21 protein-coding genes are annotated in these 26,319 nt (G+C 73.0%); 13 read left to right on the forward strand and 8 right to left on the reverse strand.

Features of this window, described 5'->3' with window-relative positions:
• Positions 1 to 84: 84 nt before the first annotated feature.
• On the forward strand, positions 85 to 1,845 hold the full coding sequence (locus ACIGEZ_RS02025) for a phosphatidylglycerol lysyltransferase domain-containing protein (RefSeq protein WP_399824703.1): 1,761 nt from the start codon (positions 85 to 87) through the stop codon (positions 1,843 to 1,845).
• Complete coding sequence (locus ACIGEZ_RS02030; protein WP_399824705.1) at positions 1,842 to 2,555, forward strand: hypothetical protein; 714 nt, start codon at positions 1,842 to 1,844, stop codon at positions 2,553 to 2,555. The genes ACIGEZ_RS02025 and ACIGEZ_RS02030 overlap by 4 nt, the downstream gene beginning before the upstream one ends.
• On the opposite strand, the gene ACIGEZ_RS02035 is transcribed toward ACIGEZ_RS02030, so the two are convergent.
• Positions 2,492 to 3,262 carry a hypothetical protein gene (locus tag ACIGEZ_RS02035; protein WP_399824706.1) on the reverse strand — a complete coding sequence of 257 codons (771 nt, stop codon included), beginning with the start codon at positions 3,260 to 3,262 and terminating at the stop codon, positions 2,492 to 2,494. The genes ACIGEZ_RS02030 and ACIGEZ_RS02035 overlap by 64 nt on opposite strands.
• 77 nt (positions 3,263 to 3,339) lie before the next feature.
• Here ACIGEZ_RS02035 and cobS point away from each other — a divergent pair, with 77 nt between their 5' ends.
• Positions 3,340 to 4,104 carry an adenosylcobinamide-GDP ribazoletransferase gene (gene cobS / locus ACIGEZ_RS02040; RefSeq protein WP_399824707.1) on the forward strand — a complete coding sequence of 255 codons (765 nt, stop codon included), beginning with the start codon at positions 3,340 to 3,342 and terminating at the stop codon, positions 4,102 to 4,104.
• Here the strand turns inward: cobS and ACIGEZ_RS02045 are convergent.
• From ACIGEZ_RS02045 to ACIGEZ_RS02060, 4 genes are all read right to left on the reverse strand, one after another.
• Positions 4,091 to 4,735, reverse strand: coding sequence for a spherulation-specific family 4 protein (locus ACIGEZ_RS02045; protein ID WP_399824708.1), 645 nt, complete (start codon positions 4,733 to 4,735; stop codon positions 4,091 to 4,093). The two genes, cobS and ACIGEZ_RS02045, sit on opposite strands and share 14 nt — an antisense overlap.
• Before the next feature lie 13 nt (positions 4,736 to 4,748).
• Positions 4,749 to 6,263 (reverse strand): hypothetical protein, encoded by a 1,515-nt coding sequence (locus ACIGEZ_RS02050; RefSeq protein ID WP_399824710.1) that lies wholly within the window; start codon positions 6,261 to 6,263, stop codon positions 4,749 to 4,751.
• A complete protein-coding gene (gene pelF / locus ACIGEZ_RS02055; RefSeq protein WP_399824711.1) occupies positions 6,260 to 7,774 on the reverse strand; it encodes a GT4 family glycosyltransferase PelF in 1,515 nt (504 codons plus the stop codon). The genes ACIGEZ_RS02050 and pelF overlap by 4 nt, the downstream gene beginning before the upstream one ends.
• A 64-nt stretch (positions 7,775 to 7,838) precedes the next feature.
• Positions 7,839 to 9,899, reverse strand: a complete 2,061-nt coding sequence (locus ACIGEZ_RS02060) for a hypothetical protein (RefSeq protein WP_399824712.1) — start codon at positions 9,897 to 9,899, stop codon at positions 7,839 to 7,841.
• Positions 9,900 to 10,201: 302 nt separating this feature from the next.
• On the opposite strand from ACIGEZ_RS02060, the gene ACIGEZ_RS02065 reads away from it, so the two are divergent.
• From ACIGEZ_RS02065 to ACIGEZ_RS02090, 6 genes are all read left to right on the forward strand, one after another.
• A complete protein-coding gene (locus ACIGEZ_RS02065; protein ID WP_399824713.1) occupies positions 10,202 to 11,710 on the forward strand; it encodes a leucyl aminopeptidase in 1,509 nt (502 codons plus the stop codon).
• A gap of 267 nt (positions 11,711 to 11,977) precedes the next feature.
• Complete coding sequence (gene lpdA, locus ACIGEZ_RS02070; protein ID WP_132915677.1) at positions 11,978 to 13,366, forward strand: dihydrolipoyl dehydrogenase; 1,389 nt, start codon at positions 11,978 to 11,980, stop codon at positions 13,364 to 13,366.
• Between the two features lie 63 nt (positions 13,367 to 13,429).
• Entirely contained in the window at positions 13,430 to 15,202 is a 1,773-nt protein-coding gene (gene sucB, locus ACIGEZ_RS02075) for a 2-oxoglutarate dehydrogenase, E2 component, dihydrolipoamide succinyltransferase (RefSeq protein ID WP_399824715.1), read from the forward strand.
• 122 nt (positions 15,203 to 15,324) lie between these two features.
• Positions 15,325 to 15,948, forward strand: coding sequence for a GntR family transcriptional regulator (locus ACIGEZ_RS02080; protein ID WP_389205438.1), 624 nt, complete (start codon positions 15,325 to 15,327; stop codon positions 15,946 to 15,948).
• A gap of 231 nt (positions 15,949 to 16,179) precedes the next feature.
• Positions 16,180 to 18,885 carry a pyruvate dehydrogenase (acetyl-transferring), homodimeric type gene (gene aceE, locus ACIGEZ_RS02085; RefSeq protein ID WP_399824717.1) on the forward strand — a complete coding sequence of 902 codons (2,706 nt, stop codon included), beginning with the start codon at positions 16,180 to 16,182 and terminating at the stop codon, positions 18,883 to 18,885.
• Between the two features lie 140 nt (positions 18,886 to 19,025).
• A complete protein-coding gene (locus ACIGEZ_RS02090) occupies positions 19,026 to 19,991 on the forward strand; it encodes a helix-turn-helix transcriptional regulator (RefSeq protein ID WP_399824718.1) in 966 nt (321 codons plus the stop codon).
• Between the two features lie 46 nt (positions 19,992 to 20,037).
• Here the strand turns inward: ACIGEZ_RS02090 and ACIGEZ_RS02095 are convergent, their stop codons facing one another.
• Positions 20,038 to 20,961, reverse strand: a complete 924-nt coding sequence (locus tag ACIGEZ_RS02095; RefSeq protein WP_399824720.1) for an SDR family oxidoreductase — start codon at positions 20,959 to 20,961, stop codon at positions 20,038 to 20,040.
• A gap of 98 nt (positions 20,962 to 21,059) precedes the next feature.
• Between ACIGEZ_RS02095 and ACIGEZ_RS02100 the strand changes: the two genes are divergently transcribed.
• On the forward strand, positions 21,060 to 21,581 hold the full coding sequence (locus tag ACIGEZ_RS02100; RefSeq protein WP_399826175.1) for a DUF4240 domain-containing protein: 522 nt from the start codon (positions 21,060 to 21,062) through the stop codon (positions 21,579 to 21,581).
• 105 nt (positions 21,582 to 21,686) lie between these two features.
• Here ACIGEZ_RS02100 and ACIGEZ_RS02105 read toward each other — a convergent pair whose 3' ends face one another.
• The gene (locus ACIGEZ_RS02105; protein WP_399824722.1) at positions 21,687 to 22,472 is read right to left on the reverse strand and encodes an SDR family NAD(P)-dependent oxidoreductase; all 786 of its coding nucleotides are present in this window, start codon (positions 22,470 to 22,472) and stop codon (positions 21,687 to 21,689) included.
• 76 nt (positions 22,473 to 22,548) lie between these two features.
• On the opposite strand from ACIGEZ_RS02105, the gene ACIGEZ_RS02110 reads away from it, so the two are divergent.
• Entirely contained in the window at positions 22,549 to 23,226 is a 678-nt protein-coding gene (locus ACIGEZ_RS02110; RefSeq protein WP_399824723.1) for a TetR family transcriptional regulator, read from the forward strand.
• 73 nt (positions 23,227 to 23,299) lie between these two features.
• On the opposite strand, the gene ACIGEZ_RS02115 is transcribed toward ACIGEZ_RS02110, so the two are convergent.
• Complete coding sequence (locus ACIGEZ_RS02115; RefSeq protein ID WP_399824724.1) at positions 23,300 to 23,794, reverse strand: GNAT family N-acetyltransferase; 495 nt, start codon at positions 23,792 to 23,794, stop codon at positions 23,300 to 23,302.
• A gap of 47 nt (positions 23,795 to 23,841) precedes the next feature.
• On the opposite strand from ACIGEZ_RS02115, the gene ACIGEZ_RS02120 reads away from it, so the two are divergent.
• Together ACIGEZ_RS02120 and ACIGEZ_RS02125 are read left to right on the forward strand one after the other, a co-directional pair.
• Positions 23,842 to 24,789 (forward strand): TIGR01777 family oxidoreductase, encoded by a 948-nt coding sequence (locus tag ACIGEZ_RS02120; protein ID WP_399824725.1) that lies wholly within the window; start codon positions 23,842 to 23,844, stop codon positions 24,787 to 24,789.
• A 176-nt stretch (positions 24,790 to 24,965) separates the two neighbouring features.
• A complete protein-coding gene (locus ACIGEZ_RS02125; RefSeq protein ID WP_399824727.1) occupies positions 24,966 to 26,300 on the forward strand; it encodes an NAD(P)/FAD-dependent oxidoreductase in 1,335 nt (444 codons plus the stop codon).
• Positions 26,301 to 26,319 lie beyond the last annotated feature (19 nt).

Consider the following 26,319-nt stretch of genomic DNA (forward strand, 5'->3'; position numbering starts at 1 on the left):
GCCGGGTGCGACCCGCCCGCCACGCGGGCGCGGTCGCATCCGGCGCCCCACCATGCAGAGCGACGCCCCATATGATCGCTTTTCATGGGAGAGGTCCGTTTGTCCACCGAAGGAGCGCCCCAGAGCACGGTCCGTTCGCGGCGCAGCGCCGCGTTCGCCGTCTGGTATCTGCGGGCCGTCACGTTCATCAACTTCCTGAGCGCCGTCTGGGTCTCGTTCGGTCAGGACCTGCGCCGGCACAACGAGGACAACTACTTCACTCCGTACCTGCTCACCGCCGGTTTCGCCTCCGGGGTGTTCACCCTCTTCCTGGCGATCACCATGCGCCGGCGCAAGCGGGCCGCGTGGATCCTCAACGTCGTCCTGTGCGGTCTCTTCCTGCTGCTCTTCGCGCTGGTGATGGTCTTCCCCGAGATCCGCCAGCACGCCCAGAACTGGGTCTCCCTGGTCCTGACCGCCGGATTCTTCGTCGCGCTGCTGCTCGGCCGCAAGGAGTTCTACGCGAAGGGCGACCGCTCCAACCCGTTGCTCGCCGCCGGCGTCGCGGTCGGCGGACTGCTCGTCACCTCGCTGTTCGCCGCCTTCCTGGTCACCGTCACCAACACCTCGACCGGCCACTCCACCTTCCTGGAGCGCTGGCGGTACGGCGTGATGCGGCTGATCACGCTGGCCTCGGACGACTCCCGGTTCGCCGGGATCGCCACCCCGGGCTGGGTCGACGTCTTCATCAACGTCATGTCGACGCTGCTCCTGTTCGCGGTGCTGTTCGCCGCCTTCCGCTCCCGGCGGGCCGTCGACGCGATCACCGAGGAGGACGAGGACAAGCTGCGGGCGCTGCTCGACAAGCAGGGCGAGCGGGACTCGCTCGGCTACTTCGCGCTGCGCCGCGAGAAGAGCGTGATCTGGTCCCCCAGCGAGAAGGCGGCGGTCACCTACCGGGTGGTCGGCGGTGTCTCGCTCGCCTCCGGTGACCCGATCGGCGACCCCGAGGCCTGGCCGGGGGCGATCGAGCCCTGGCTGGCCGAGGCCCGCGAGCACGGCTGGATCCCGGCCGTGATGGGCGCGAGCGAGGAGGCCGGCACCATCTACGCCCGGCACGGGCTGGACGCCCTGGAGCTCGGCGACGAGGCGATCGTGGAGACCGACGAGTTCACCCTCGACGGCCGCGCGATGCGCACGGTCCGGCAGGCCTTCAACCGGGTCAAGCGGGCCGGTTACGAGGTGCGCATCCGTCGCCACGAGGACATCCCGGGCGACGAGATGGACGAGCTGCTCCGCAAGGCGGACGACTGGCGCGACGGGGCCACCGAGCGGGGCTTCTCGATGGCGCTCGGCCGGCTCGGCGACCCGCGCGACGGCCGGTGCGTGATGCTGGAGTGCACCGACGGGCAGGGCGAGCTGCGGGCGGTGCTGTCCTTCGTGCCGTGGGGGCCGAAGGGCCTCTCGCTCGACCTGATGCGCCGTGACCGCGAGTCCGAGAACGGCCTGATGGAGTTCATGGTCATCGAACTCCTCCAGCGCGCCAAGGAGATCGGGATCACTCAGGTCTCGCTGAACTTCGCGATGTTCCGGTCCGTCTTCGAACGCGGCTCGAAGCTCGGGGCGGGACCCGTGCTGCGCATGTGGCGTTCGCTGCTCAGCTTCTTCTCCCGCTGGTGGCAGATCGAGTCGCTGTACCGCGCCAACGCCAAGTACCGACCGATCTGGGAGCCCCGATTCATGCTCTTCGAGAAGAGCGCCGACCTGCTGCGGATCGGCCTCGCCGCCGGCCGCGCCGAGGGCTTCCTCGAGGCCCCGGGACTGCCCAAGTGGCTGCACCGCAAGCACCTGGAGGGCCGGCGTTGAGCGGGACCCTGAAGGGGTTCGCACGCCGCGAGTGGGGCCCGCTGTCCGGCACCGTACGCAGGGAGCTCGTCGCCCGCAGATGGCGCGCGATCCCGATGACGCTGGCCGCCGTGTGCCTGACCTCCCTCTTCCAGATCGTGCAGAACCAGGACTGGGGCTACCAGCCGGTGCAGGACGTCGGCTCGGTGCGGGCCGAGGACCCGCTCTGGCTGGCGCTGCTGCGTACCCCGCTCTCCCTCTTCGTGCCGGCGCTCGACCTGCCGGTGTGGGGTGCGCTCGCCCAGGTCCTGCTGGTGTTCGGGATCGCCGAGATCTGTCTGGGCCGGTGGCGGACGCTGGCCCTCGCGTACGTGGCGACGCTGGCCGGGACGCTCTACGCCCGGGTGGGCATCGCCCTCGGCCCCGACCACCCGCTGGGCCTGCCGGCCTCCGACGCGCAGGTGGTGGACACCGGCCCGTCGGCGGCGGTGGTGGCCCTCGCGGTGTACGTGTGCTGGCGCTACCGGGCCCGGTGGACCGGGGCGCTGGTGGTCGTGGCCATGGTCGTCGAGGTGCTGGTCAAGAACAACCTGGCGGGCAAGGAGCACCTGGCGGCCATCGCCGCGGTGCTGGCGGTGGTCGGCTTCGAGGAGTGGCGCGGGCGGCGTCAGGGCGGCGGCGCGGAGCCCGGTCCCGGCACGCGCTCCTGGAAGCCGCCGATCAGGTCCTGAGCCTTCCGGCGCACCTTGGTCCAGCGCTTGTCGTGCCGGTAGGTGCGGATCCGGGAGCGGGCCCGGGCCTTGTGGCGGCGGGGGTAGAAGCGGCGGGCCCACCAGGAGCCGGGGCGGGCGAGCCGGACGGCGCCGACGATGGCGACGAAGGGCAGCAGGGTGCCGATCACGGCCATCCGGAACTTGCCCTTCACCAGGGTGACGAGGACGAGCAGGAAGTTCAGGACGAGGCTCAGGATGAAAGTAACCCGGTCCTGCCGCTCGTCCGTCGTCATGTCGTTCACACCGAGCGGGGAGAAACCGGCCAGCGCCAGCAGGGCGAGGGCGGCGGTGAGGACGACGACCTCGACGCTCTTGCGGCCGTCGTCCGACCAGTAGACGTCGTCGAGGTGGAGGATCAGCGCGAACTCGTCGAGGACGAGCCCGGCGCCCATCCCGAAGACCACGGCGAACACGGCCGCGCCGACCCCGTGCCGGCCGCTGGCGACCGCGCCGAACCCCCCGAGCACGGTGAGGACGACCCCCGGCACCACATGGTGGATGTGCAGCCCGCCCGCCGACGAGACATTGCGGAAGGGCCCCTTGCCTGCCCTGATCAGCCGGACGATGGTCCGGGTGACCAGGAAGGTCACGACGAAGGAGGCCAGGGCGAGGAACAGCGGGAGTTTCCCGGGTTCGACGATGTTGCGCGAGAACCAGTGACCCATGCCACCCTCTGTCGATTGGTCAGTTTTGGGCAGTATGGCCAATTTAGCCCCTCTGGTGGGGCACTACCCTTCCGCGGATGGACGGCCTGCGTTTCGCCTTCGGCACCCTCACGGTGCTCCCCGCCCGCATCACGCGCTGGGACCGTGACGCGGCCCGCGCCGGGATGCTCTGCGCCCCGCTCGCGGGCCTCGTCGTCGGCCTGTTCGCCGCGGCGGTCGGCGGAGTGTTCCTGCTCCTCGGCTCGGGCCCGCTGCTCGCGGCCGTCCTCACCGTTGCCGTACCGGCGCTGCTGACCCGCGGCCTCCACCTCGACGGCCTCGCCGACACGGCCGACGGCCTCGGCAGCGCGAAGCCCGCCGAGGAGGCGCTGCGCATCATGAAGCAGTCCGACATCGGCCCCTTCGGCGTGATCACGGTCCTCTTCGTCCTCCTCACCCAGACCGCGGCCCTGTACGAGTCGTACGACGAGGGCTGGGCCCAGGGCGCGATCGCCGCCGCCCTGTCCGCCACCATCGCCCGCCTGGCCCTCACCCACGCCGCCCGCGAGGGCGTCCCGGCCGCCCGCCCCGAGGGCCTCGGGGCCGTCGTCGCCGCCACGGTCCCGCTGCGCGCCGCCGCCCTGACCACGGCCGTGGTCCTCGTCCTCGCCACCGCGACCGGCGCCCTCTCCTCCCCGTACGACGCCCTCCGCGACCTCCTCGCCTCCGCCACCGCCCTCGCCGCCGCCACCCTGCTCCTGCGCCACTGCGTACGCCGCTTCGGCGGGGTGACGGGCGACGTCTTCGGAGCGGTGGAGGAGACGGCGGCGACGGTGACCCTGGTGGCGCTCACGCTGGGGTGAAACCCGGCCCGGCCACCGGCTCCAGGGTGTGTGGCAGGGTGCCCCAGGGGTGGGCGCCGGTGCCGGGGACCGTGCAGTGGACCGGGGTGGTCGGGTGGGCGTCGGGCGGGGCCGCGTAGACCAGGTGGCAGTAGTGGTCGGCGACCGGGAGGTCGAGGCGGCGGTAGGAGTCCCAGGGGCCCTCGAAGGTGACCAGGAGGTCGGCCAGGTCCTCGTAGCCGCGGTCCGGTTGGGCGCCGTGGTTCAGGACCAGGGTGGCCGCGCCCGCGGCCCGGGCGGCGACCGTGAGGCGGCGGTAGTGCGGGAGCGCGGCCGGGTCGGTCGGCACCTGGTCGAGGAACGTGCCGTCGGCGCCGTACCAGTCGCGGTGCCGGACCAGGTCGGTGACGACCTCGGGGTGGGGGCGGCGGCCGTAGTCGGTGTCCGCGTAGCCGAGGACCCGTACCCCGGCCGCCCGCAGTCTCCCCGCGACCTCCGCGAACGCGGGGTCCGGGGCGCGGCCGGCGCCGCTCGCCGGGTTGAGGACCACGCCGTAGAGGGCGGGGGCCGCCGCGAGCAGGGCGGCCCAGGCGTCGGGGCGGTCGGCGGGGTGCTCGTAGAACGGTACGAGGAGGGAGGGGGAGGTGTTCATGGTCCGTCGCCCCCTAGAAGCGATGGGTGGTCGGGCGTACGAGAAGGACGCAGGTGAGCACGCACAGGACCGCGGCCGCCGCGCCCGCCGCCACCGGTCCTGCGGACGGCGCGAGGGTCTGCGCGCCCGCCGCCAGCAGGCACACCACCGCCGCGCTCGACACCGCGCCGAACGCCTGGAGCAGCAGCCCCAGCCACAGCACGGCCCCGACGAGCAGCAGCGAACCGATTCGCCCGGCGGAGACGGCGGCGGCGCCGGGCCACAGCAGCCCGGCCGTGACGGTCAGCGCGGACAGCACCGCCAGATACGCGGCCAGGCAGCGGGCCAGCATCCCCGTGACCGCCCGCCGGAACTCCTGCGCCGTGGTCAGCAGCCGCAGCCGCGTCAGGCTCGCGCCGCGGAAACGGTGCAGCAGCCACTCGGCCGGCCCCATGGAGAGCGTCAGCGCGATCACGGCGTCGGCGCCCGCGTACAGCACGAGCAGCCCGCTGCCGAGCCCGAACAGGCCGTAGGGAAGGGAGGTCGCGAACGGGGGTCCGCCCCGGGCGCGGGGGCGCCTGCCGAACCCCGGGCGCAGCACCAGCACCGCGAACACGGCCGTCGCGCCGAGGGAGTGCAGCAGCAGTCCGACCCGCAGCGCCTCCGGCAGGTCGTAGCGAAATGCGGGTACGGCGCCGGCCAGCGGCAGCAGCGCGGCGAGCAGGGCCCGTTCGCGGCCGAGGACCAGCAGGACGGTCGCGGCGGCCAGGTACAGGGCCTGGCCCGTGCCGAACAGGGCGGCCGGCCCCTCCCCCGGCCCGGCCGCGGCGAACGCGACCGCCGCCCCGGCGAGAGCGCCCGCGGGGGCGCCGGTGAGCAGCGCGCGGGAGGCGGCTCGGCGGTCGCCGAGGCCGAGCCAGGTGTACGCGCGGTGGGACAGGGCCTGGTTCCACACCCACCCGGTGACGGCCCCGGCGAACAGCGGGACGGTGCCGGGCGGCAGCCCGTACCGGCCGGGCCCGGCGGCGAGCAGCGGGGCGCCCAGGACGTAGGCGAGGCCCGGAAGCGCGAAGACGAGACCGCGCAGGAGGCAGCCCGCCAGTGCGGTGTGCCAGGGCCCGGCAGGCGGGGCCTCGGGGGCGGGGTGGCGGCGCTCGACGCGGGCGTAGAGGTCCTCGGCGAGGGCGAAGGAGTCGGCGCGGCCGTAGGTGAGGCGGATGTGGTCGTCGGTCATGCCGTCGGACTCGAGGATCGCTGCTATCTCGTCGGGGTGCACGGCGACGGCCACGAGCACGTCGAGCCGGTCGGCGAGCTCGTCGAGGGGGTCGCCGGCGAGGACGCCCACCGGTGGTGCCGCGCCTGCCCGCTCGTACGGAACCGGGCGCGGGTCCGCTTGCGGGGGCGCAAGTGCGTGCGGGGGCGGGTCCGCGTGCGGGGCCGGGGGCGGTGTGCGCGGGTCCGCCGGCCGTCCCGCCCCCGCGCGTTGGCGGGGGATCACCGGCAGGGTGTCCTGCATCGTGCCGTTCTTCAGCCACAGGGAGCCGCTCACGACAGGGGTCCCCCGCCCACGAGTCCGGTGCGCCACGGGTCGGTCAGGCGGACGGTCCAGTCGGCCGGTTCGACGCGGGGGGCCGTCGGCCGTCCGGCCAGTTCGCGGTAGATCTGGCGGAAGCCGTCCACCGAGCGGTGCAGGGTGAAGCGGTCGACGACCCGTTGGCGGGCCCTGCGGCCGAGTTCGGCGCGGCGGGCGTCGTCCCTCAGGAGGCCCGCGACGACCGCGGCCATCACGGCCGGTTCGCGCGGCGGGACGACGAGGCCCGTGTCGCCGACGGCCTCGCGTACGCCGCCGACGTCGGTGGAGACCGTGGCCCGGCCGCAGGACATCGCCTCGATGAGCGAGAAGGGGAAGCCCTCGCTGATCGAGGAGAGCATCACCACGTTGCCCGCCGCGTAGGCCCCGGCGACATCGGCGGTGCGGCCCTCGAAGGTGACGCCGTCGGCCACGCCGAGTTCGGCCGCCAGCTTCTCCAGGCGCGTGCGGTAGTCCTCGTTGCCCGCCGGCACCGGGCCGAACAGCCGCAGCCGCAGCTCGGGCAGTTCGGCCCGGACGATGCCGTACGCCCTGATCAGGGTCTCCAGGTCCTTGATGGGGTCGACCCGGCCGACCCAGCTGAGGGTGGGGGTCTCCGGCTCGGGCCCGGCCCACGGGAAGGCGGCGGGGTCGACGCCGTTGTAGACGGTGCGGATGCGGTCCGCGGGGGCGCCGCCGCGTTCCTCCCAGCGCCGGTTGTACTGGTTGCAGGGCGTGATGAGGTCGGCCTCGCGGTAGCCGAGGGAGTTGAGCTCGCGGTAGAAGCCGAGCATCAGGGCCTTGACCGGCCAGCGCTGGGCCTCGGTGCGGTAGCCGAGGTAGCGCTCGCGGAGGTAGATGCCGTGTTCGGTGAGCAGGAAGGGCACCCCTTCGAAGTGCTGGGCGGCGAGCGCCGGCAGTGTGGCGAGTCCGCTGGAGACGGCATGCGCGACGCACCCGTCGGGTATGCGCGCGGCCAGCGGGCGCAGCGCGTGTTCCAGCAGGTCGGTGGCGGTGAGGGCGTCGTGGACGGTGGGCTCGGCCGCGGCCGTCGGCAGGTGCGGCATGGTCCAGATCCACATGAGCGAGCGCAGCACCCGCTCGGAGCGCAGGGCGGCCGTCAGCCGCCCCTCGCGGGCGAGTTCGGCCAGGGCGTACAGGCCCTCGCCGAAGTCGCAGCCTGCGGTGGGGTCGAGGATCGAGAGCAGGAAGCGTTCGTAGGTGTCGAGGAAGCGGCGGCGGGCGCGGCCGCGAAGAGCCCCGCACCGCTCCGGGGGGACGCCCCAGAGCGGGAAGGAGCGGTGTTCGGAGATGTTCGGCGGCAGTTCCCAGGTCACGGGTTCGCGGCCGCTGCCGGTGAGGGCGAGGATCCGGAAGTCGACCTCGGGCATGCCGCGGACGAGCTGGTCGCACCAGGTGCTCACGCCCCCGTGGACGTGCGGATAGGTGCCTTCCGTGAGCATGGTGACGTCACGGCCACTGCTCGGCATGTGCGTGTCCCCCCAGAGCGCGCAGGTCAGAGGTCGGAAGCGGAGAGGATGGGTCGACAGGGCGTCACATCGCCGGCAGTTTCAGCGTGATGCCCGACTGCAGCGGCTCCGGAGTCGTCCACGCCGAGCGCCCTCCCGCGTACGCCGTACCGAACGCCGTCGTCCCGAGCAGGAGTTGCTTGCGCGTCCCCTCCGGCGCGGTGAGCGGGACGGCGACGCCCGACGGGGCCTTGACGGTGACCGTCGTGCCGACGCGGTAAGCCGTGACCTTGCCGGCCGCGAGCGCCTGGTCCCACGCGGTGCGGCGGGTCAGCTCGGCGCCGACGTCCTTCTGGCGCGGGTTGACCAGCGGGGTGTTGGCGGCGAACAGCGCGCGGTAGTCGGCCAGGACCCGGTCGAGGACCGGGTAGAGGATGCGCTCCTCGGCGAGGTTGGACTGGTGCACGTAGTGCGGGCGCGGGTCGTTGCCCATCACGTGCGCGAGGGCGGTGCGGGCCTCCTGCGGCACGATGTGGCCGGCGTAGCCGGTGGCGGGGTCGAGCGGGGCGGGCAGACACGTGGAGGCCGGGTTGGACTCGCAGATGCCGCTGCCGCCGTCGGCGCGCGAGGTGTAGATCCAGTTGTACTCGTCGGTCATCTCGGCGGCGGTGCCCACGTTGTAGTAGACGTTCATGGGGTGGCGGGGCACCGTCCGCGCGGCGCCCGTGCCCGTGCCGACGGAACGCTGCTGCGGTTCGCGGGAGTTGTCGCTGCCGGTCCACTGCACGCCGTTGTCGGCGAGGGCCGCGGCGAGGTTGGGGTTGTCCACGGGCTGCTGCGGCAGGGTCTTCAGGCCGGAGTGCTCGCCGGTGACGAGCTCGCCGCGGTCGACGGAGATGCCCTTGCCGACGGCCCAGTTCACGTTGTCGCGGATCTGGGCGGAGATCTCGGCGCGGCTGGTCCACCTGGTCGCCCCCGCGGCGTCCCTGGCGCAGGCCCAGGGGACGGTGGTGGTGTCCTGGACGCAGCCGAGGAAGGGGTGCGTGTAGGTGTGGTTGATCCAGCGGTACTGCGCGCGGTCGGCGATGAGCCTCGCGGCGAGCGGGTCGGTGCCGCCGTGCTCGGTCTTCCACTGTTCGCCCTGGCCGCCGTTGTAGACCAGGTCGAGGAGGAGGCCGGAGGACTTCTGCCAGGCGGCGGCGTACTGGGCGTCGGCGGCGGTCATCCGGATCGGGTTCGCGCCCTCGCCGTCGTCGCCGGCGCAGTCGAAGTCGCCGGGGGTGCAGTCGAGCACGGTGTCCCAGCGGGCGTCGGGGGCGAGGACGTCGTCGACGTGGACGGAGAGGTAGTTGCGGTTCTGTCCGAGGTGGACGCCCTGGGTGAGCCATTCGACGATGCCGCGGGCGAGCGCCCGGAACTGCCGCTGGTACGGGTTGTAGGCGAAGGAGACGACGAGCTCGCGGCGCCCGTCGTGGGCGTACTCGCCGATCAGGCTGGCCCGGCCGCCGCCGTCGACGGGCAGGTCGAGGTAGCTGGTGTAGCCGGCGCGGGGGCGGCCCGCGTAGCCGTAGCTCTCGGCGATGGCGGGGTCGTTGTCCTCGAAGGTCACCGGACCCTGGAGGTGCCGGAAGGGGCCGGCCTTGCCGGCGGCGGTGACGTCGGCGCGGGTGCCGTCGAGGACGCCGGAGTAGCCGCCTTCGGAGGTGTAGTCGAGGCCGACGCCGGGGTGGGCCCAGGTGTACGCGTCGACCTGCGGGATGCCGAAGTTCTTCTCGTACGCGACGAGGGCGGACTGCTCGGCGGAGTCGGGTCCGAAGACGGACTCGTGCGGCAGGACGACGCCCTGGTACTTGGCGCGCGGCCGGCCGTCGACCGTGTCGCTGAGGAACGCGGCCGTGAGCACCGGGCGGCCGGCGTCGTTCAGGTCGAGGGTGCGGTACGGGACGCCGGAGCCCTTCAGCTCGGCGGCGATGGCCTCGACCGCGCTGCCGCCGTCGTCCACGACGAGCACGGTCAGATCGATGCGCGGGGTCTGCTCGGCGGCGCCCGCCTGCGCGGACGGGACGATGGTGGCGAGCAGCCCGGCGGCCACGAGGGCGGCCAGGCGGGAAGTTCTGGGCGTACGGATTCGGCCGGAGTCCGACAAGGTGGTGTCCCCCCTCGGCAGGCCCGCCTGACCGGCGGGACCTGTGGAGATGTCGCAGATGAGGCGAAGGAACGTGGGTCGTCCTTGCGCGATTGAGGCGAGTGTGAACGAGGCCCGCGGGCCGGCGGGGTAAACCCGAAAGAGACACCACGGATGAGTGAATCGCCGCCGCTGTGAGCGAAGGCCGCGGGCGGGCGTAGGCTCGTTCTCGGCGCTCATCGGGCCGAAATACGATGCGGCGGGGCACGGTCGGCCCATCCCTCGACCGCCACAGAACTCAATGGAAGCGAGATTTCACCACCGTGACTGCTCTCACTCTCAGCACCGCAGGCGCGGCGACGCTGCGCGCCGACGCCCTCGTGGTCGGCGTCGCGAAGTCCGGCAAGACGCTCGTCGTCGCCCCGGGCGCCGAGGCCGTCGACCAGGCCTTCGACGGTCGGCTCGCCGCCGTCCTGGAGACTCTGGGTGCCTCGGGTGCCGAAGGTGAGGCGACGAAGCTGCCCGCCCCCGCCGGTCTCAAGGCCCCCGTCGTCCTGGCCGTCGGCCTGGGCGCCGCTCCCGAGGACGGCGAGCCCTTCAAGGCGGAGGCCCTGCGCCGCGCCGCCGGCACCGCCGCCCGCACCCTGAACGGCTCGAAGAAGGCCGCCTTCGCGCTGCCGATCGCGTCCCCCGAGGACGCCGCCGCCGTGGCCGAGGGCGCACTGCTCGGCGCGTACGCCTTCACCGCGTACCAGGAGAACGGCAAGGACGCCAAGAAGCCGCTGGCCGAGGTCGCCCTGCTCGGCGCGAAGCCCCGCGACAAGGCGTTCAAGGCCGCCGCGGAGCGCGCCCAGGCCCTCGCCGAGGAGATCAACCGCGCCCGCGACCTGATCAACATGCCGCCGAACGACCTGACCCCCGCCTCCTTCGCCGCCGCCGCCCAGACGGCCGGCAAGGAGCACGGCCTGAAGGTCCAGGTCCTCGACGAGAAGGCGCTCACCAAGGGCGGCTACGGCGGCATCCTGGGCGTCGGCTCCGGCTCGGCCAACCCGCCCCGCCTGGTCCGTATCGCCTACACCCACCCCGAGGCGGAGAAGACCCTCGCCCTGGTCGGCAAGGGCATCACCTACGACTCGGGCGGCATCTCCCTGAAGCCGGCCGGTCACAACGAGACGATGAAGTGCGACATGAGCGGCGCCGCCGCCGTGTTCTCCACCGTGGTGACCGCCGCCCGCCTGGGCCTCGCCGTCAACGTCACCGGCTGGCTGGCGCTCGCCGAGAACATGCCGTCGGGCACGGCCGTCCGCCCCGGCGACGTGCTGCGCATGTACAGCGGCAAGACCGTCGAGGTCCTCAACACGGACGCCGAGGGCCGCCTGGTCCTCGCGGACGCGCTGACCAAGGCCTCCGAGGAGAACCCGGACGCGATCGTCGACGTGGCCACCCTGACCGGTGCCATGGTGCTCGCGCTCGGCAACCGCACCTTCGGCATCATGGCCAACGACGACGACTACCGGACCGCGATCCACGAGATCGCCGACGAGGTCGGCGAGGCGTCCTGGCCGATGCCGCTCCCGGCGGACCTGCGCAAGGGGATGGACTCCCCGACCGCCGACATGGCCAACATGGGCGAGCGGATGGGCGGCGGCCTGGTCGCCGGTCTGTTCCTGCAGGAGTTCGTGGGCGAGGGCATCACCTGGGCCCACCTCGACATCGCGGGCCCCGCGTTCCACGAGGGCGCTCCGTACGGCTACACCCCCAAGGGCGGCACCGGCTCCTCGGTGCGCACCCTGGTGCGGCTCGCGGAGCGGACCGCCGACGGCGAGCTCTGATCCTTCGCACGGCCCCCGGGTGTCTCACCCGGGGGCCGTTCGCTTGCGACGAAATCCGTAGCTTCGCACGCCCGGGTTACCCGCCCGTACGGACGATCAGCCGTCTCAGACCACGGCCCCGCGTCCCGCCATCCGGCAACAAGTGCGAAGATGGGTTCTCGGCAGGACAGGGCCCCCACCACAGGGCCGACGAAAAAGCGGCCGGACACCAGCCGCCGCCAGGTCACCGAAGACCGGCGACGAGCGCACATGCATGGAGGACGTGACGTGGCGAACGACGCCAGCACCGTTTTCGACCTAGTGATCCTCGGCGGCGGTAGCGGCGGTTACGCCGCGGCGCTGCGCGGAGCGCAGCTGGGCCTGGACGTCGCACTGATCGAGAAGAACAAGCTCGGCGGCACCTGCCTGCACAACGGCTGCATCCCGACGAAGGCCCTGCTCCACGCCGGCGAGGTCGCCGACCAGGCGCGTGAGGCGGAGCAGTTCGGTGTCAAGGCCTCCTTCGAGGGCATCGACATCAAGGCCGTGCACAAGTACAAGGACGACGTGATCTCGGGCCTCTACAAGGGTCTGCAGGGTCTCGTCGCCTCCCGCAAGGTCACGTACATCGAGGGCACCGGCCACCTGTCCTCCCCGACCTCCGTCGACGTGGACGGCCGTCGCGTCGAGGGCCGTCACGTCCTCCTCGCCACCGGCTCCGTACCGAAGTCACTGCCCGGCCTGGAGATCGACGGCAACCGGATCATCTCCTCGGACCACGCGCTGACCCTGGACCGGGTCCCGGAGTCCGCGATCATCCTCGGCGGCGGTGTCATCGGCGTCGAGTTCGCGTCCGCGTGGAAGTCCTTCGGCACCGACGTCACCGTCATCGAGGGTCTCAAGCACCTGGTTCCGGTCGAGGACGAGAACAGCTCCAAGCTCCTTGAGCGCGCCTTCCGCAAGCGCGGCATCAAATTCAACCTCGGCACCTTCTTCCAGTCGGCCGAGTACACCGAGACCGGTGTCAAGGTCACGCTGGCCGACGGCAAGACCTTCGAGGCGGAGGTGCTGCTCGTCGCCATCGGCCGCGGCCCGGTCTCGGCCGGTCTCGGCTACGAGGAGCAGGGCGTCGCGATGGACCGCGGCTACGTCCTCGTCGACGAGTACATGCGCACCAACGTGCCCACGATCTCCGCGGTCGGCGACCTGGTCCCGACGCTCCAGCTCGCGCACGTCGGCTTCGCCGAGGGCATCCTGGTGGCGGAGCGCCTCGCCGGTCTGAAGACCGTGCCGATCGACTACGACGGTGTGCCGCGGGTGACGTACTGCCACCCCGAGGTCGCCTCGGTCGGCATCACCGAGGCCAAGGCCAAGGAGATCTACGGCGCGGACAAGGTCGTCGCCCTGAAGTACAACCTCGCGGGCAACGGCAAGAGCAAGATCCTGAAGACCGCGGGCGAGATCAAGCTCGTCCAGGTCAAGGACGGTGCCGTGGTCGGCGTCCACATGGTCGGTGACCGCATGGGCGAGCAGGTCGGCGAGGCGCAGCTGATCTACAACTGGGAGGCGCTGCCGGCCGAGGTCGCGCAGCTCATCCACGCCCACCCGACGCAGAACGAGGCGCTCGGCGAGGCCCACCTGGCCCTGGCCGGCAAGCCGCTCCACTCCCACGACTGACGCTCACGTCATCCACGGGCGCGACGACCACTTTCCGCACTTTCGATAGGAGCAACCGAAACCATGTCGGTTTCCGTAACCCTGCCGGCGCTCGGCGAGAGCGTCACCGAGGGCACCGTCACCCGCTGGCTCAAGGCCGAGGGTGAGCGTGTCGAGGCCGACGAGCCGCTGCTCGAGGTCTCGACCGACAAGGTCGACACCGAGATCCCCGCCCCCGCCTCCGGCATCCTGGCCTCCATCAAGGTCGCCGAGGACGAGACGGTGGAGGTCGGCGCCGAGCTGGCCATCATCGACGACGGCTCCGGCGCCCCCGCCGCGGCCGCCGCCCCGGCCGCCGAGGCCGCTCCGGCCGCCGCCCCGGCCCCTGTGGCCGCCGCCCCGGCCCCCGTGGCCGAGGCCCCGGCCGCTCCGGCCCCGGCCGCCGAGGCGCCCGCCGCCGCCCCGGCCGGTGGCGCGACCGGCACCGATGTCGTGCTGCCCGCCCTGGGCGAGTCCGTCACCGAGGGCACCGTCACCCGCTGGCTGAAGTCGGTCGGCGAGACCGTCGAGGCCGACGAGCCGCTGCTCGAGGTCTCGACCGACAAGGTCGACACCGAGATCCCCGCCCCCGCCTCCGGCGTTCTCCTCGAGATCGTCGTCGGCGAGGACGAGACCGCCGAGGTCGGCGCGAAGCTCGCCGTCATCGGCGCCGCCGGTGCCGCCCCGGCCGCTCCGGCCCCGGCCCCCGCCGCCGCTCCGGCTCCGGCCGCTCCGGCTCCGGCGCCCGCCCCGGTCGCCGCTCCGGCTCCGGCTCCGGCCGCTCCGGCTCCGGCGCCCGCCCCGGTCGCCGCTCCGGCAGCCGCTCCGGCCGCCCCCGTGGCCGCCCCGGCCCCGGTCACCCCGGCTCCGGCCGCCCCCGCGGCTCCCGCGGAGGACGGCGCGTACGTGACCCCGCTGGTCCGCAAGCTCGCCACCGAGAACGGTGTCGACCTGGCGGCCGTCAAGGGCACGGGCGTCGGCGGTCGTATCCGCAAGCAGGACGTCCTCGCGGCCGCCGAGGCCAGGAAGGCCGCCCCGGCCCCCGCCGCCGCTCCGGCCGCCGCTCCGAAGGCCGCGGCCCTCGAGGTCTCCCCGCTGCGCGGTCAGACGGTCAAGATGACCCGCATGCGCAAGGTCATCGGCGACAACATGATGAAGGCGCTGCACGGCCAGGCCCAGCTGACCTCGGTCGTCGAGGTCGACATCACCAAGCTGATGAAGCTGCGCGGCCGCGCGAAGGACGCCTTCGCCGCCCGTGAGGGTGTCAAGCTCTCCCCGATGCCGTTCTTCGTGAAGGCGGCGGCCCAGGCGCTGAAGGCCCACCCGGTCATCAACGCCCGGATCAACGAGGACGAGGGCACGATCACCTACTTCGACACCGAGAACATCGGTATCGCGGTGGACTCCGAGAAGGGTCTGATGACCCCGGTCATCAAGGGTGCGGGCGACCTGAACATCGCCGGTATCTCCAAGAAGACCGCGGAGCTGGCCGGCGCCGTGCGCGCCGGCAAGATCACGCCGGACGACCTGGCCGGTGCGACCTTCACCATCTCCAACACCGGTTCGCGCGGTGCGCTCTTCGACACGATCATCGTGCCGCCGAACCAGGTCGCCATCCTGGGCATCGGTGCCACCGTGCGCCGTCCGGTCGTCGTGAACCACCCGGACCTGGGTGAGACGATCGCGATCCGCGACATGACGTACGTCGCGCTGTCCTACGACCACCGTCTGGTGGACGGCGCCGACGCCGCCCGCTACCTGACGGCCGTCAAGGCGATCCTGGAGGCCGGCGAGTTCGAGGTGGACCTCGGCCTGTAAGGCAAACGGCGAGAAGGCAACGTAACAAGCCTCACCTGCGGTGTCCCCGTCCGGATGTGTTTCCGGGCGGGGACACCGCCGTATTGTCTAAGAGTCAATCGACTCCCTAAGGAGCGGCCTCCATGACCATGCCCGTCGTCCATTCGCTGCGCGAGCAGATCCGCGAGCACATCGTGGAGGGCATCGTCAGCGGCCGCTGGAAGCCGGGCGAGCGCATCGTGGAGCGACGGATCGCGACGGAGCTCGAGGTCTCCCAGACGCCGGTGCGCGAGGCGCTGCGCGAGCTGGAGTCGCTGCGGCTGATCGAGTCGGCGCCGAACAAGGGCGTCCGGGTGCGCAATCTGACGGCTGCCGACCTGGAGGAGAGCTATCCCGTACGGGCCGGTCTTGAGCAGATCGCGGCGGAGCTGGCGGCCGGCCGGCTCGCGTCGGACTGCTCGGCCCTGGAGCCGCACGTAGCGGCCCTGTACGAGGCGGACGCGGCCTCGGACGGCACGGCGCAGGTGCGGCACACGGTGGCCTTCCACCGGGAGCTGGTGAAGGCCGCGGGGAACAGCGTGCTGCTGCACACCTGGGAGGGTCTGGGCATCGAGGTGTTCACGGCCCTGTCGATCCGCTGGCTGGGCACGGTGCAGAAGTCGTACGCGGAGGAGCACCAGGAGCTGGTGGAGGCCTTCCGCAGGGGCGACCCGAACATCGGGGCGCTGGTGAAGGCGCATGTGCTGGGGTGCGCGCCGAGGGCGTGACGCTCGGTACGCCGCGTCCGCCGATCCTTCAAAAACAAGGCACCGGGTGCCCGTTTTCACGGCACCCTGTGCCTACTTTTGTGTTCTGGAGCAGTTTTTCGCTTCGACACTTTGATCGATCATCGATCGGCGGCTTACAGTCTTCGGCGGGCCGCAACCCCGGCCCTTCGCCCTGTCCTGCCAGACAAGGCCCCTTTATCTCCACCCCCACCTGTCCGGAAGGCGGCGATCATGACCGATCCCGTAGGCAAGATTCCGAGCGAGCTCGACCAGCTCCCGGACCGTGACACCGAGGAGACCGCCGAGTGGGCGGCCTCCCTGGACGCCGTCACCAAGGCCGCCGGCCCGCACCGGGCCGCCTACCTGATGCGCCGTACGCTCCAGCACGCCGAGGGCGCGGGCCTGGCCCTGCCCAAGCTCCTGGAGACGGACTACGTCAACACCATCCCCTCCTCCGCCGAGCCGGTCATCGACGGCGACGAGGAGATCGAGCGGAAGATCACCGCCTGGAACCGCTGGAACGCGGCCGCGATGGTCACCCGCGGCTCCAAGCACGGCGTCGGCGGCCACATCGCCACCTTCGCCTCCGCGGCCTGGCTCTACGAGACCGGCTTCAACCACTTCTTCAAGGGCAAGGAGTCCGGCGACGCCGCCGGTTCCGGCGACCAGCTGTACATCCAGGGCCACGCCTCTCCCGGCATCTACGCCCGCGCCTTCCTCGACGGCCGGCTGAACGAGGCCCACCTCGACAACTTCCGGCAGGAGTCCGGCGGCAACGGCCTGCCCTCCTACCCGCACCCGCGGCGCCTCCCCTGGCTGTGGGAGTTCCCCACCGTCTCCATGGGCCTCGGCCCGCTCTCCGCGATCTACCAGGCGCGCTTCAACCGCTACCTGACCAACCGCGGCATCAAGGACGTCTCCGCCTCGCACGTGTGGGCCTTCCTCGGCGACGGCGAGATGGACGAGCCCGAGTCGACGGCGGCACTGGCACTGGCGGCCCGCGAGGGTCTGGACAACCTGACCTTCGTCATCAACTGCAACCTGCAGCGCCTCGACGGCCCGGTCCGCGCCAACTTCAAGATCGTGCAGGAGCTGGAGGCCCAGTTCCGCGGCGCCGGCTGGAACGTGGTCAAGTCGCTGTGGGGCAACGCCTGGGACGAGCTCTTCGCGCTCGACACCACCGGCGCCCTGGTCCGCCGCCTCCGCGAGGTGCCGGACGCGCAGGTCCAGACGTACCAGACCCGCGACGCCGCCTACATCCGCGAGGACTTCTTCGGCAAGGAGCCGGCGCTCGTCGAGATGGCGAAGCTGCTGAGCGACGACAAGATCCTCGAGTGCTTCCACCTCTCCCGCGGTGGCCACGAGCCGCGCAAGGTGTACGCCGCGTACAAGGCCGCCCTGGAGTTCAAGGGCGCGCCGACGGTGATCCTCGCGCAGACCGTCAAGGGCTTCACCCTGGGTGAGGGCTTCGCGTCGAAGAACGCGAACCACCAGATGAAGAAGCTGACGTCGGACGAGTTCAAGACCATGCGTGACCTTCTCGAGCTGCCGATCTCGGACGCCCAGTTCGTCGACGGCGTGGTCCCCTACGGTCACCCCGGCGCCGACTCCCCCGAGGTCCGCTACCTCCAGGAGCGCCGCGCGGCCCTCGGCGGCCCCGCCCCGGCCCGCCGCGTCCACCCGCTGGCACCGCTGCCGGCCCCGGCCGAGAAGGCCTTCGCCGCCTTCGACAAGGGCTCCGGCTCGCAGTCCATCGCCACCACGATGGCCTTCGTACGGCTCGTCAAGGACCTGGTCCGCGACAAGGAGACCGGCAAGCGCTGGGTCCCGATCGTCCCCGACGAGGCCCGTACCTTCGGTATGGAGTCGCTGTTCCCCTCGCTCGGCATCTACTCGCCGAAGGGCCAGACGTACGAGCCGGTCGACCGCGACCAGCTGATGTACTACAAGGAGGCCGTCAACGGCCAGATCCTGAACGAGGGCATCACCGAGGCCGGCTCGATGGCCGACTTCATCGCCGCTTCGACGTCGTACGCGACGCACGGCGAGGCGATGATCCCCTTCTACATCTTCTACTCGATGTTCGGCTGGCAGCGGACCGCCGACCAGATGTGGCAGCTCGGCGACCAGCTCGGCCGCGGCTTCCTCGTCGGCGCCACCGCCGGCCGCACCACCCTGACCGGTGAGGGCCTGCAGCACGCCGACGGCCACTCCCCGGTGATCGCGGCCACCAACCCGGCGGCGCTGACCTACGACCCGGCGTTCGCCTACGAGGTCGCGGCCATCGTCAAGGAGGGCCTGCGCCGCATGTACGGCGAGGCGGCCGAGGGCGAGGACCAGAACGTCTTCTACTACCTCACCGTCTACAACGAGCCCATGCCGCAGCCTGCCAAGCCGGCCGGGATCGACGAGGGCATCATCAAGGGCCTGTACCGCTTCAACACGGCCGAGTCGGCCGGCCTGGAGCTGCCGGCGAACGCCTCGCGCATCCAGCTGCTCTCCTCCGGCACGGCCATCCACTGGGCCCTGGAGGCCCAGAAGCTGCTCGCCGCCGAGTGGGGCGTGGCCGCCGACGTGTGGTCCGCGACCTCCTGGACCGAGCTGCGCCGCGACGCGCTCGAGGCCGACGCGGCCCTGCTGCGCGGCGAGGAGCGCGTGCCGTACGTCCGCCAGGCCCTGGAGGGCGTGGACTCCCCGGTCCTCGCCGTCTCCGACTACATGCGCCAGGTCCCGGACCAGATCGCGCAGTGGGTCGAGCAGGACTGGTCCTCGCTGGGCGCCGACGGCTTCGGCCTGTCGGACACCCGCGACGCCGCCCGTCGCCACTTCGGCATCGACGCCCAGTCGATCGTGGTCGCCGCCCTCGCGCAGCTCGCGCGCCGCGGCGAGGTCCAGGCGAGCTCGGTGAAGGAGGCGCGGGAGCGCTACGGCCTGTAGGGCCAGCGCACTCCGGTACTGACGAAGGGGCCGCGCCCGTACGCCGACACGTACGGGCGCGGCCCCTTCCGTGTCGCAGGCGTTCGCCGGCCGTGGCCGGCCCTCTTCGGCCGGTGGAGCCGCGATGGCAGGCTTGGCTCATGCGTGCCGCCCGTCTCATCAAGTTGGTGCTTCTGCTCCAGTCCCGGCCGTCCATGACCGCCGCCGAACTCGCCGAGGAGCTGGAGGTGTCGGAGCGGACCATCACGCGGGACGCGCTCGCGCTGTCGGAGGCGGGAGTGCCGGTGTACGCGGACCGGGGCAGGGCGGGCGGCTACCGGCTGGTCGGCGGCTACCGGACCCGGCTCACCGGGCTCGCCCGCGGGGAGGCGGAGGCGCTGTTCCTGTCCGGGCTTCCGGGGGCGCTGCGGGACCTGGGGCTCGCCGACGCGGCCTCGGCTGCCCGCCTGAAGGTGTCGGCGGCGCTGCTGCCCTCGCTCCGGGACGCACCGGAGGCGGTGGGGCGCCGGTTCCATCTGGACGCGCCCGCCTGGTACCAGGAGCCCGAGACCCCGGAGCTGCTCGCGCCGGTCGCGGAGGCGGTGTGGGGCGACCGGCCGGTGCGGGCCCGCTACCGGCGGGGCGACGGCGAGGTGGAACGTGAGCTCCAGCCGTACGGGCTCGTCCTGAAGGCGGGCGTCTGGTACGTGTGCGCCCGCGCCGGCTCCTCGTACCGCACCTACCGGGTGGACCGCTTCACGAGCGTCGAGCTCGCGCAGGAGCCGTTCGCGCGCGACCCGGACTTCGACCTGGCGGCCTTCTGGACCGAGCGTTCCGCCGAGTTCGCGCGCTCGTTGCTGCGGGGGGAGGTCGTGCTGCGGCTCACTCCCGCGGGCGCGCGGCGGCTGCCGTACGTGACGGACCGGGCGGCGGCCGAGGCGGCGCTGGCGGCTGGGGTACGGGACGAGCGGGACGGCCGGGTGACGGCGACGCTCGCCGTGGAGAGCGAGGAGGTCGCCTTCGGCCAGTTGCTCGCGCTCGGTCCGGAGGCGGAGGTCCTGTCCCCCGCCTCCCTTCGTGCACGGTTCGCGGCCGCCGCGCGCGCGATGGCCGAGCGGTACGCGTAGGAACCGCCGCTATCCGCTCTTCTCCACCGGAGGGAGCCGCTGTCTCCTAGCGGTAGTCGTCCGCCGACACGTCGGGGTCCGTCTCCTTGGCGACGATGAACCCCCACGCGTCCGGCCGGGAGCCGTCCGCGTCGGTGAAGCCGTACTCCTTGGCGAGCTGTCCGCTGGAGAGCGACTGCCCGGTCCAGCGCTCCCGGTCGGGGTCGGCGGCGAGGGCGGCGACGGCCCGGCCGACGTAGACGGGGGACTCGGCGACGGCGAAGTCGGGGATCTTCGCGGTCGCGTCGCGCCAGTTGGCCTCGGTGACGCCGAAGCCGGCGAGCATCTGCTCGGACCTGAGCCAGCCAGGCGTCAGCGCGACCGCCGTGCCGCCGTACTCCTTCAGTTCGCGGGCGAGGCCGAAGGCCATCCGGATCGGGGCGTTCTTGGTGAGGTCGTAGAAGAGGTTCTCGCGGTAGCGGGTGGAGTTGTACGCGGCGGTGCCGTCGGTGACCTCGACGAGCAGTCCGCCGGCGTGGCGGATGAGCAGGGGCAGCGCGGTGTGCGAGGTGATGGCGTGGGTCTTCACGCCGAGTTCGAGCATCCTCAGGCCGCCGGTGAGGTCGTTCTCCCAGGTCTTCTCGCCGAACTTCAGCAGGTGCTCGCCGCCCCAGACGTCGTTGACGAGGATGTCGAGCCGGCCCTGTTCGCGGTCGATCCGTCCGATCAGCGCGCGCACCTGCTCGACGTCCAGGTGGTCGGTGGGGACGGCGATGCCCTCGCCGCCCGCGGCCGTCACCAGGTCGGCGGTCTCCTCGATGGTCTCGGTGGTGCGGCCGACCTCGCTGACCTTGTCGCGGGTGGTGCGTCCGGTGACGTAGACGGTGGCTCCGGCGGCGCCGAGCTGGACGGCGATTCCGCGGCCCGCGCCGCGGGTGGCGCCGGCGACGAGGGCGATGCGGCCGGTGAGGGGCTTCGTTTCAGCGGTCATGGAACGAGCCTGACAGGAAAGTACGACATCTCCTGTCCGGATTGTTTCAGCCGATTCCGGGTGCGTCGCCGGTCCGCACCCACGATGCTTGTCCCGTGATGGACGAGACGGAGTTCTGGGAGATCATCGACTCCACCCGGGAGCGCGCCGAGGGCGACCCGGAGGAGCATGCCGACCTGCTCGTCGAACGGCTGACGCAGCTCGACCCCGATTCCGTCCTCGACTTCGCCCGCCACTTCGAGGCCCGCTACAACCGCGCGTACACGTGGGAGCTGTGGGGCGCGGCCGCGGTGCTGTTCGACGGGGTGGGGGACGACGCCTTCGACTACTTCCGCTGCTGGCTGATCGGCCAGGGCCGGGAGATCTTCGAGGGCGGGGTGCACGAGCCGGACGCGCTGGCGGAGCTGCTCGACGACTTCGACGAGGAGATCGACGGGGACGGCGAGGAGCTGGGCTTCGCGGCGGACGAGGCGTACGAGCAGCTGACCGGCGCGGAGGCGCCGGACCTGGGCATCCCGCCGCAGCCGGGCGAGCCGGAGGGCACGCCCTTCGACCTGGACGACGACGGCGTGCTCGCGGCCCGCTTCCCGCGGCTGTGGGCCAGGTTCGGTCCCGGGTAGGGGGTAAGGACACGGGGTACCGGGACCGGACCCGACCGGTCCGTCAGCCCCCGGGCAGGAGCCGGGGGTTCTCCTGGCAGCCGTCGAGGACGTCCGCGGGGGAGGTCAGAAGTGGGTCCCGCCGTCGACGCGGACCTCGGTGCCGGTGATGAACCTGCCGTCCTCAGAGGCCAGCATCGCGACGACGCCGGCGACGGTCTCCGGGCCCGCGAAGCCCTCGCCGAGGGCGGGGGCGAGCTTGGCGAAGAGCGACCAGTCGGTGTCCTCGGGCAGGCCGGGGCCGACGGACTGGCGACTGGCGCCGCTGCCGTCCGTCATGCCGGAGGAGATGGAGCCGGGCTGGACGGCGGTGAAGCGGATGCCCTGCTTGGCGTACTCGGCGGCGAGCGCGTGGGTCATGGACTGGATGCCGCCCTTGCTGGCCGCGTAGGCCGCCATGTAGGGGTGGGCGAACATCGCCGAGGTGGAGGAGAAGTTCACGACCGCGGCGCCGTCGCCCTCCAGGAGGGCGGGTATCGCCTCGCGGATCATGAGGAAGGTGCCGGTGAGGTTGATCCGGAGCACCTGCTCGAAGGCGTCGAGGCTGGTCTCGTGGGTGTGCGAGGAGCGCAGCACGCCGGCCGCGTTGACCAGGACGTCCAGACCGCCGAGGGCCTCGACGGCGGCGGCCACGCCCGTACGGACGGAGCTCTCGTCGGCCACGTTCAGGACGACGGTGGTGAGGCGGCCGTCGGCGGCGCCCGCCTTGGCGACGGTGTCCTTGAGGCCGTCCTCGCTGATGTCGGCGGCGACGACGCGGCCGCCCTCGGCCAGCATGCGCAGCACGGTGGCCTGGCCGATGCCCGAGCCGCCACCGGTGACCAGGGCGCGGCGTCCTTCGTAGCGGTTCATGAGGCAACCTCTCGATCTCGAACTATCCGGGGATGCTGTCACCGTACGCCTAAGTGACACGTTTTGCCATCTCTGCATGAAATGCACATATGGCAGTCGCGGGCGTACGCTGGGCGGGGTGAGCACCAAGCCCCCCTCCCTGACGGAGCGCCGCAAGGCCGCCACCCAGCTCGACATCGCCCGCGCCGCCGCCGAGCTGTTCACCGAGCGCGGGCCCGACGACACCACGGCCGAGGACATCGCCCTGCGGGCCGGGGTCGCGCTGCGCACCTTCTACCGCTACTTCCGCTCCAAGCAGGACGCCGTCGCCCCGCTCCTCGCCGGCGGTGCCGACCGCTGGCGGGCCGAGCTCGCCGCCACCGCACCGGGCACGGCCCTGCCGGCCGCGCTCGAGCGGTCCATCGCCGCCTCGCTCGCTGCGGACGGCGACGCGGCGGCGGAGGGACTGCGCTGGACCCGCGGGCTGCTGCGGGCGGCGGAACAGGACCCTGCGCTGCGGGCCGTCTGGTTCCGCGTCAACCAGGAGTCGGAGGACCGGCTGCGCTCCGTCCTCGCCGGGCTCGCGGGACCGGAAACCGACCCGCTGGAGCTGCGGCTCGCGGCCGCCGCGGCGACCGACGCGATCCGGATCGCCCTGGAGACCTGGGCGGAGACGGACGCGCCGGTGCGGGGCGAGGGCGCACCGGCCGCGCTCGCGGTGCGGTGCCTGCGGGAGCTGATGGGCGGGATGCGGCTGCTTGCGCGGGAGGAGTGACGGGGCGTCGGGAGGGTGCCCTGCAGCGTCGGGGTGGTGCCCACGTCCCTCAGGACGTGGCCCGCCGGCGTCGTCAGAGCAGCGACCGGCCCATCAGGACGTCGTCCACGTACGACCCGTCCAGCAGGAACTCCCCCGGCAGGACGCCCTCCACGGCGAAGCCCTCGGCGGCGTAGAGCGCGCGGGCCGGCGCGTTGTGTCCGAGGACCCGCAGGGTCATGCGCGTCGCGCCCTCGCGCCCGGCCCGCTCCATCGCGGCCCGCAGCAGTGCCCGGGCCACGCCCCTGCCGCGTACCGACGCGGCGACCGCGAGGCCCTGGATCTGGCGGACGTGGGCGTTGCAGGCGAGCGGGGTGGGCGGTACGACACGTACGTAGCCGACGACCGCTCCCCCGGTCTCCGCGACCAGGTAGTGCTCGGGCAGGTGCCGCTCGTCGTAGAAGGGCTCGCCCGGCTCGGGTGCGGGCAGCACGGCGTGGAGGGTCGACCAGGTGGTGCGGTCGAGCTCGGCGAGGGCGGGCTCGTCGGACGGCACGGCCTCGCGTATCCGGATCTCCGGCACGATCATGCGGGCCACTGTGCCACGGACGGGCCCGGGAGGGCAGGATGGGCCGCATGCAGCCCTCCTCGCACGCCGTCTCCTCGCCCGGCTCCGCGGCGTCGTCCCCGCGCCGGCGGGTGGCCGTCACCGGCGCCACCGGACTGATCGGCTCCGCCCTCGTGCGCTCCCTGCGCGCCGACGGCCACGAGGTCCTGCGGCTCGTCCGGCGGCCCGCCGCGACCGCCGACGAGGTGGAGTGGGACCCGGCGCGCCGGTACGTGGACGCCGCCGGTCTCGTCGGGGTCGACGCGGTCGTGCACCTCGCGGGCGCGGGCGTCGGCGAGCGGCGCTGGAGCGAGGCGTACAAGCGGGAGATCCGCGACAGCCGGGTGCTCGGTACGCGGGCGATCGCCGAGGCCCTCGCCTCGCTGGCCGACCCGCCGGAGGTGCTGGTCTGCGGCACGGCGCTCGGCTACTACGGCGACACCGGCAGCCGCGCGGTCGACGAGAGCGCACCCGCGGGCGAGGGCTTCCTGCCGTCGGTGTGCGTGGAGTGGGAGGCCGCCGCGGCGCCTGCCGAGGCGGCCGGGATCCGGGTGGCGTACGCCCGTACCGGTCTGGTCGTGGCGCGCGAGGGCGGGGCGTGGGGGCGGCTGTTCCCGCTGTTCCGGGCCGGGCTCGGCGGGCGGATGGGCGACGGGCGCCAGTACTGGAGCTTCATCTCGCTGCACGACGAGGTCGCCGCGCTGCGGCACCTGATCGACACCCCCTCGGTGGCGGGCCCGGTGAACCTGACCGCGCCGGAGCCGGTCACCAACCGCGAGGTGACGGCGGCGATGGGGCGCGTGCTGCACCGCCCCGCCCTGTTCCACGTGCCCGCGCCCGCGCTGCGCCTCGCGCTCGGGGAGTTCGCACAGGACGTCCTGGGCAGCCAGCGGGTGCTGCCGGGGCGGCTGCTGGAGACCGGATTCGACTTCGCGTTCCCGACGATCGACGACTCGGTGCGGGCCGCGGCCCGCTGACGGCCCGCCACCCTGCGGTGACGCCGCCCCGTGTGCTCCCCCGTGCTGCGTGCACCCCGTCGCGCGCGGCTTCGCGGCGTGGGAGCGCTGCCTAGTCTCGTTGCGAACTCGGGCATTCCGGGGGTCCGTTGGGGGCATAGGCCTCCCACCAGCCGCGCCGACCTGGGGAGGGGCACGTGCTCAACAACTCGGACGTCGTCGTCGTAGGAGCCGGGATCGCGGGACTCGCGACGGCTCGCCTGCTGACCGAGGCCGGCCTCTCGGTCACGGTCCTGGAGGCCGGACCGCGGATCGGCGGCCGGATGGCGACCGACACCGTGGACGGCTTCCGGCTCGACCGCGTCGGGCCGCTGTTCACCACGCCTCACCTGGAGGGGGTGCCGCTGCGCGCGTTCGCCCCCGGGGTGGTCGTGCACAGCGACGGCCGCTACGGGCGGTGGGGGGCGCCGCACGCGCCGTGGAGTACGGCACGTGCGCACGGCCCCTGGAGCGCGGGGGGCCCTTCCTACGCCCCCCGGGGCGTGGGGGGAGCACGCGGCAGGGCGCGCGCCCTTGCCAGCGCCCCGCGAAATCCGGCCGTCTCGCTGGACCAGGCGCGGCTCGGCGCGTCCCTGGTGCGGCTCGCCACGACGCCCCCCTCGCGCCTGCTCACCCGCACGGAGCGGAGCGCCCGCGAGGCCCTGACGTCCCGGCTGCCGGGCCGTACCGTCCAGGGGGTGCTGCGGCCGCTGCTGGCGGCGCTGCTCGGCGACCCGGACCTCACGACCTCCAGCCGCCGTGCGGACCTCGCGCTGCGGTCCTTCGCCCGGGGCCGGCCGGCCGTGCCGGAGGGCGGCTCGGGCGCGGTACCGGCGCGGCTCGCGGCCGCGCTGCCGCCGGCGACCGTCCGTACCGGCGTGGAGGTCACCGAGGTGTCCATCGCGCGGGTCACGACCGCCGCGCACGGGGTGTTCACCTGCCGGGCGGTGGTCCTGGCGACGGGCGGGCGGACGGCGGCGGAGCTGCTGCCGGGGCTGCGCGTGCCGGAGTACCACGCGGCGACCGTGCTGCACCACACGGCGCCCGTCGCCCCGACCGCGGACCCGGTGCTGCTCCTGGAGGCCGACCCGGGCGGGCCGGTGGCCCACACGGCGGTGATGAGCGCCGTCGACCCGGCCCGGGCCCCGGCGGGCCGCGTCCTGATCACCTCGACGGTCCTCGGCACCCCGCCGGACGACGCCGAGCGCCGGGTCCGCAAGCACCTGGCGACGCTGTACGGCACGTCGACGGACGAATGGGAGCTGCTCGCCCTGCAGCACACCCCGCACGCATTCCCGGCGATGCGGCCCCCGTTCGACCCGGAACGCCCGGTCCGGGTCCTGTCCGGCCTCTACGTCTGCGGTGACCACCGTGCCACCGGCACCCCGGTCGGCGCCCTCACCTCCGCCCGCCGCACCGCCACCGCGCTCCTGACCGACCTGGGCCTGCGCCCGCGGGCGCAGGCCGAGACGGGAGCGGAGCAGGCGGCCTAGGACACGCCCCGGGCCCCTC

Source organism: Streptomyces sp. NPDC085481, assembly GCF_044541845.1.
Lineage (GTDB): Bacteria > Actinomycetota > Actinomycetes > Streptomycetales > Streptomycetaceae > Streptomyces.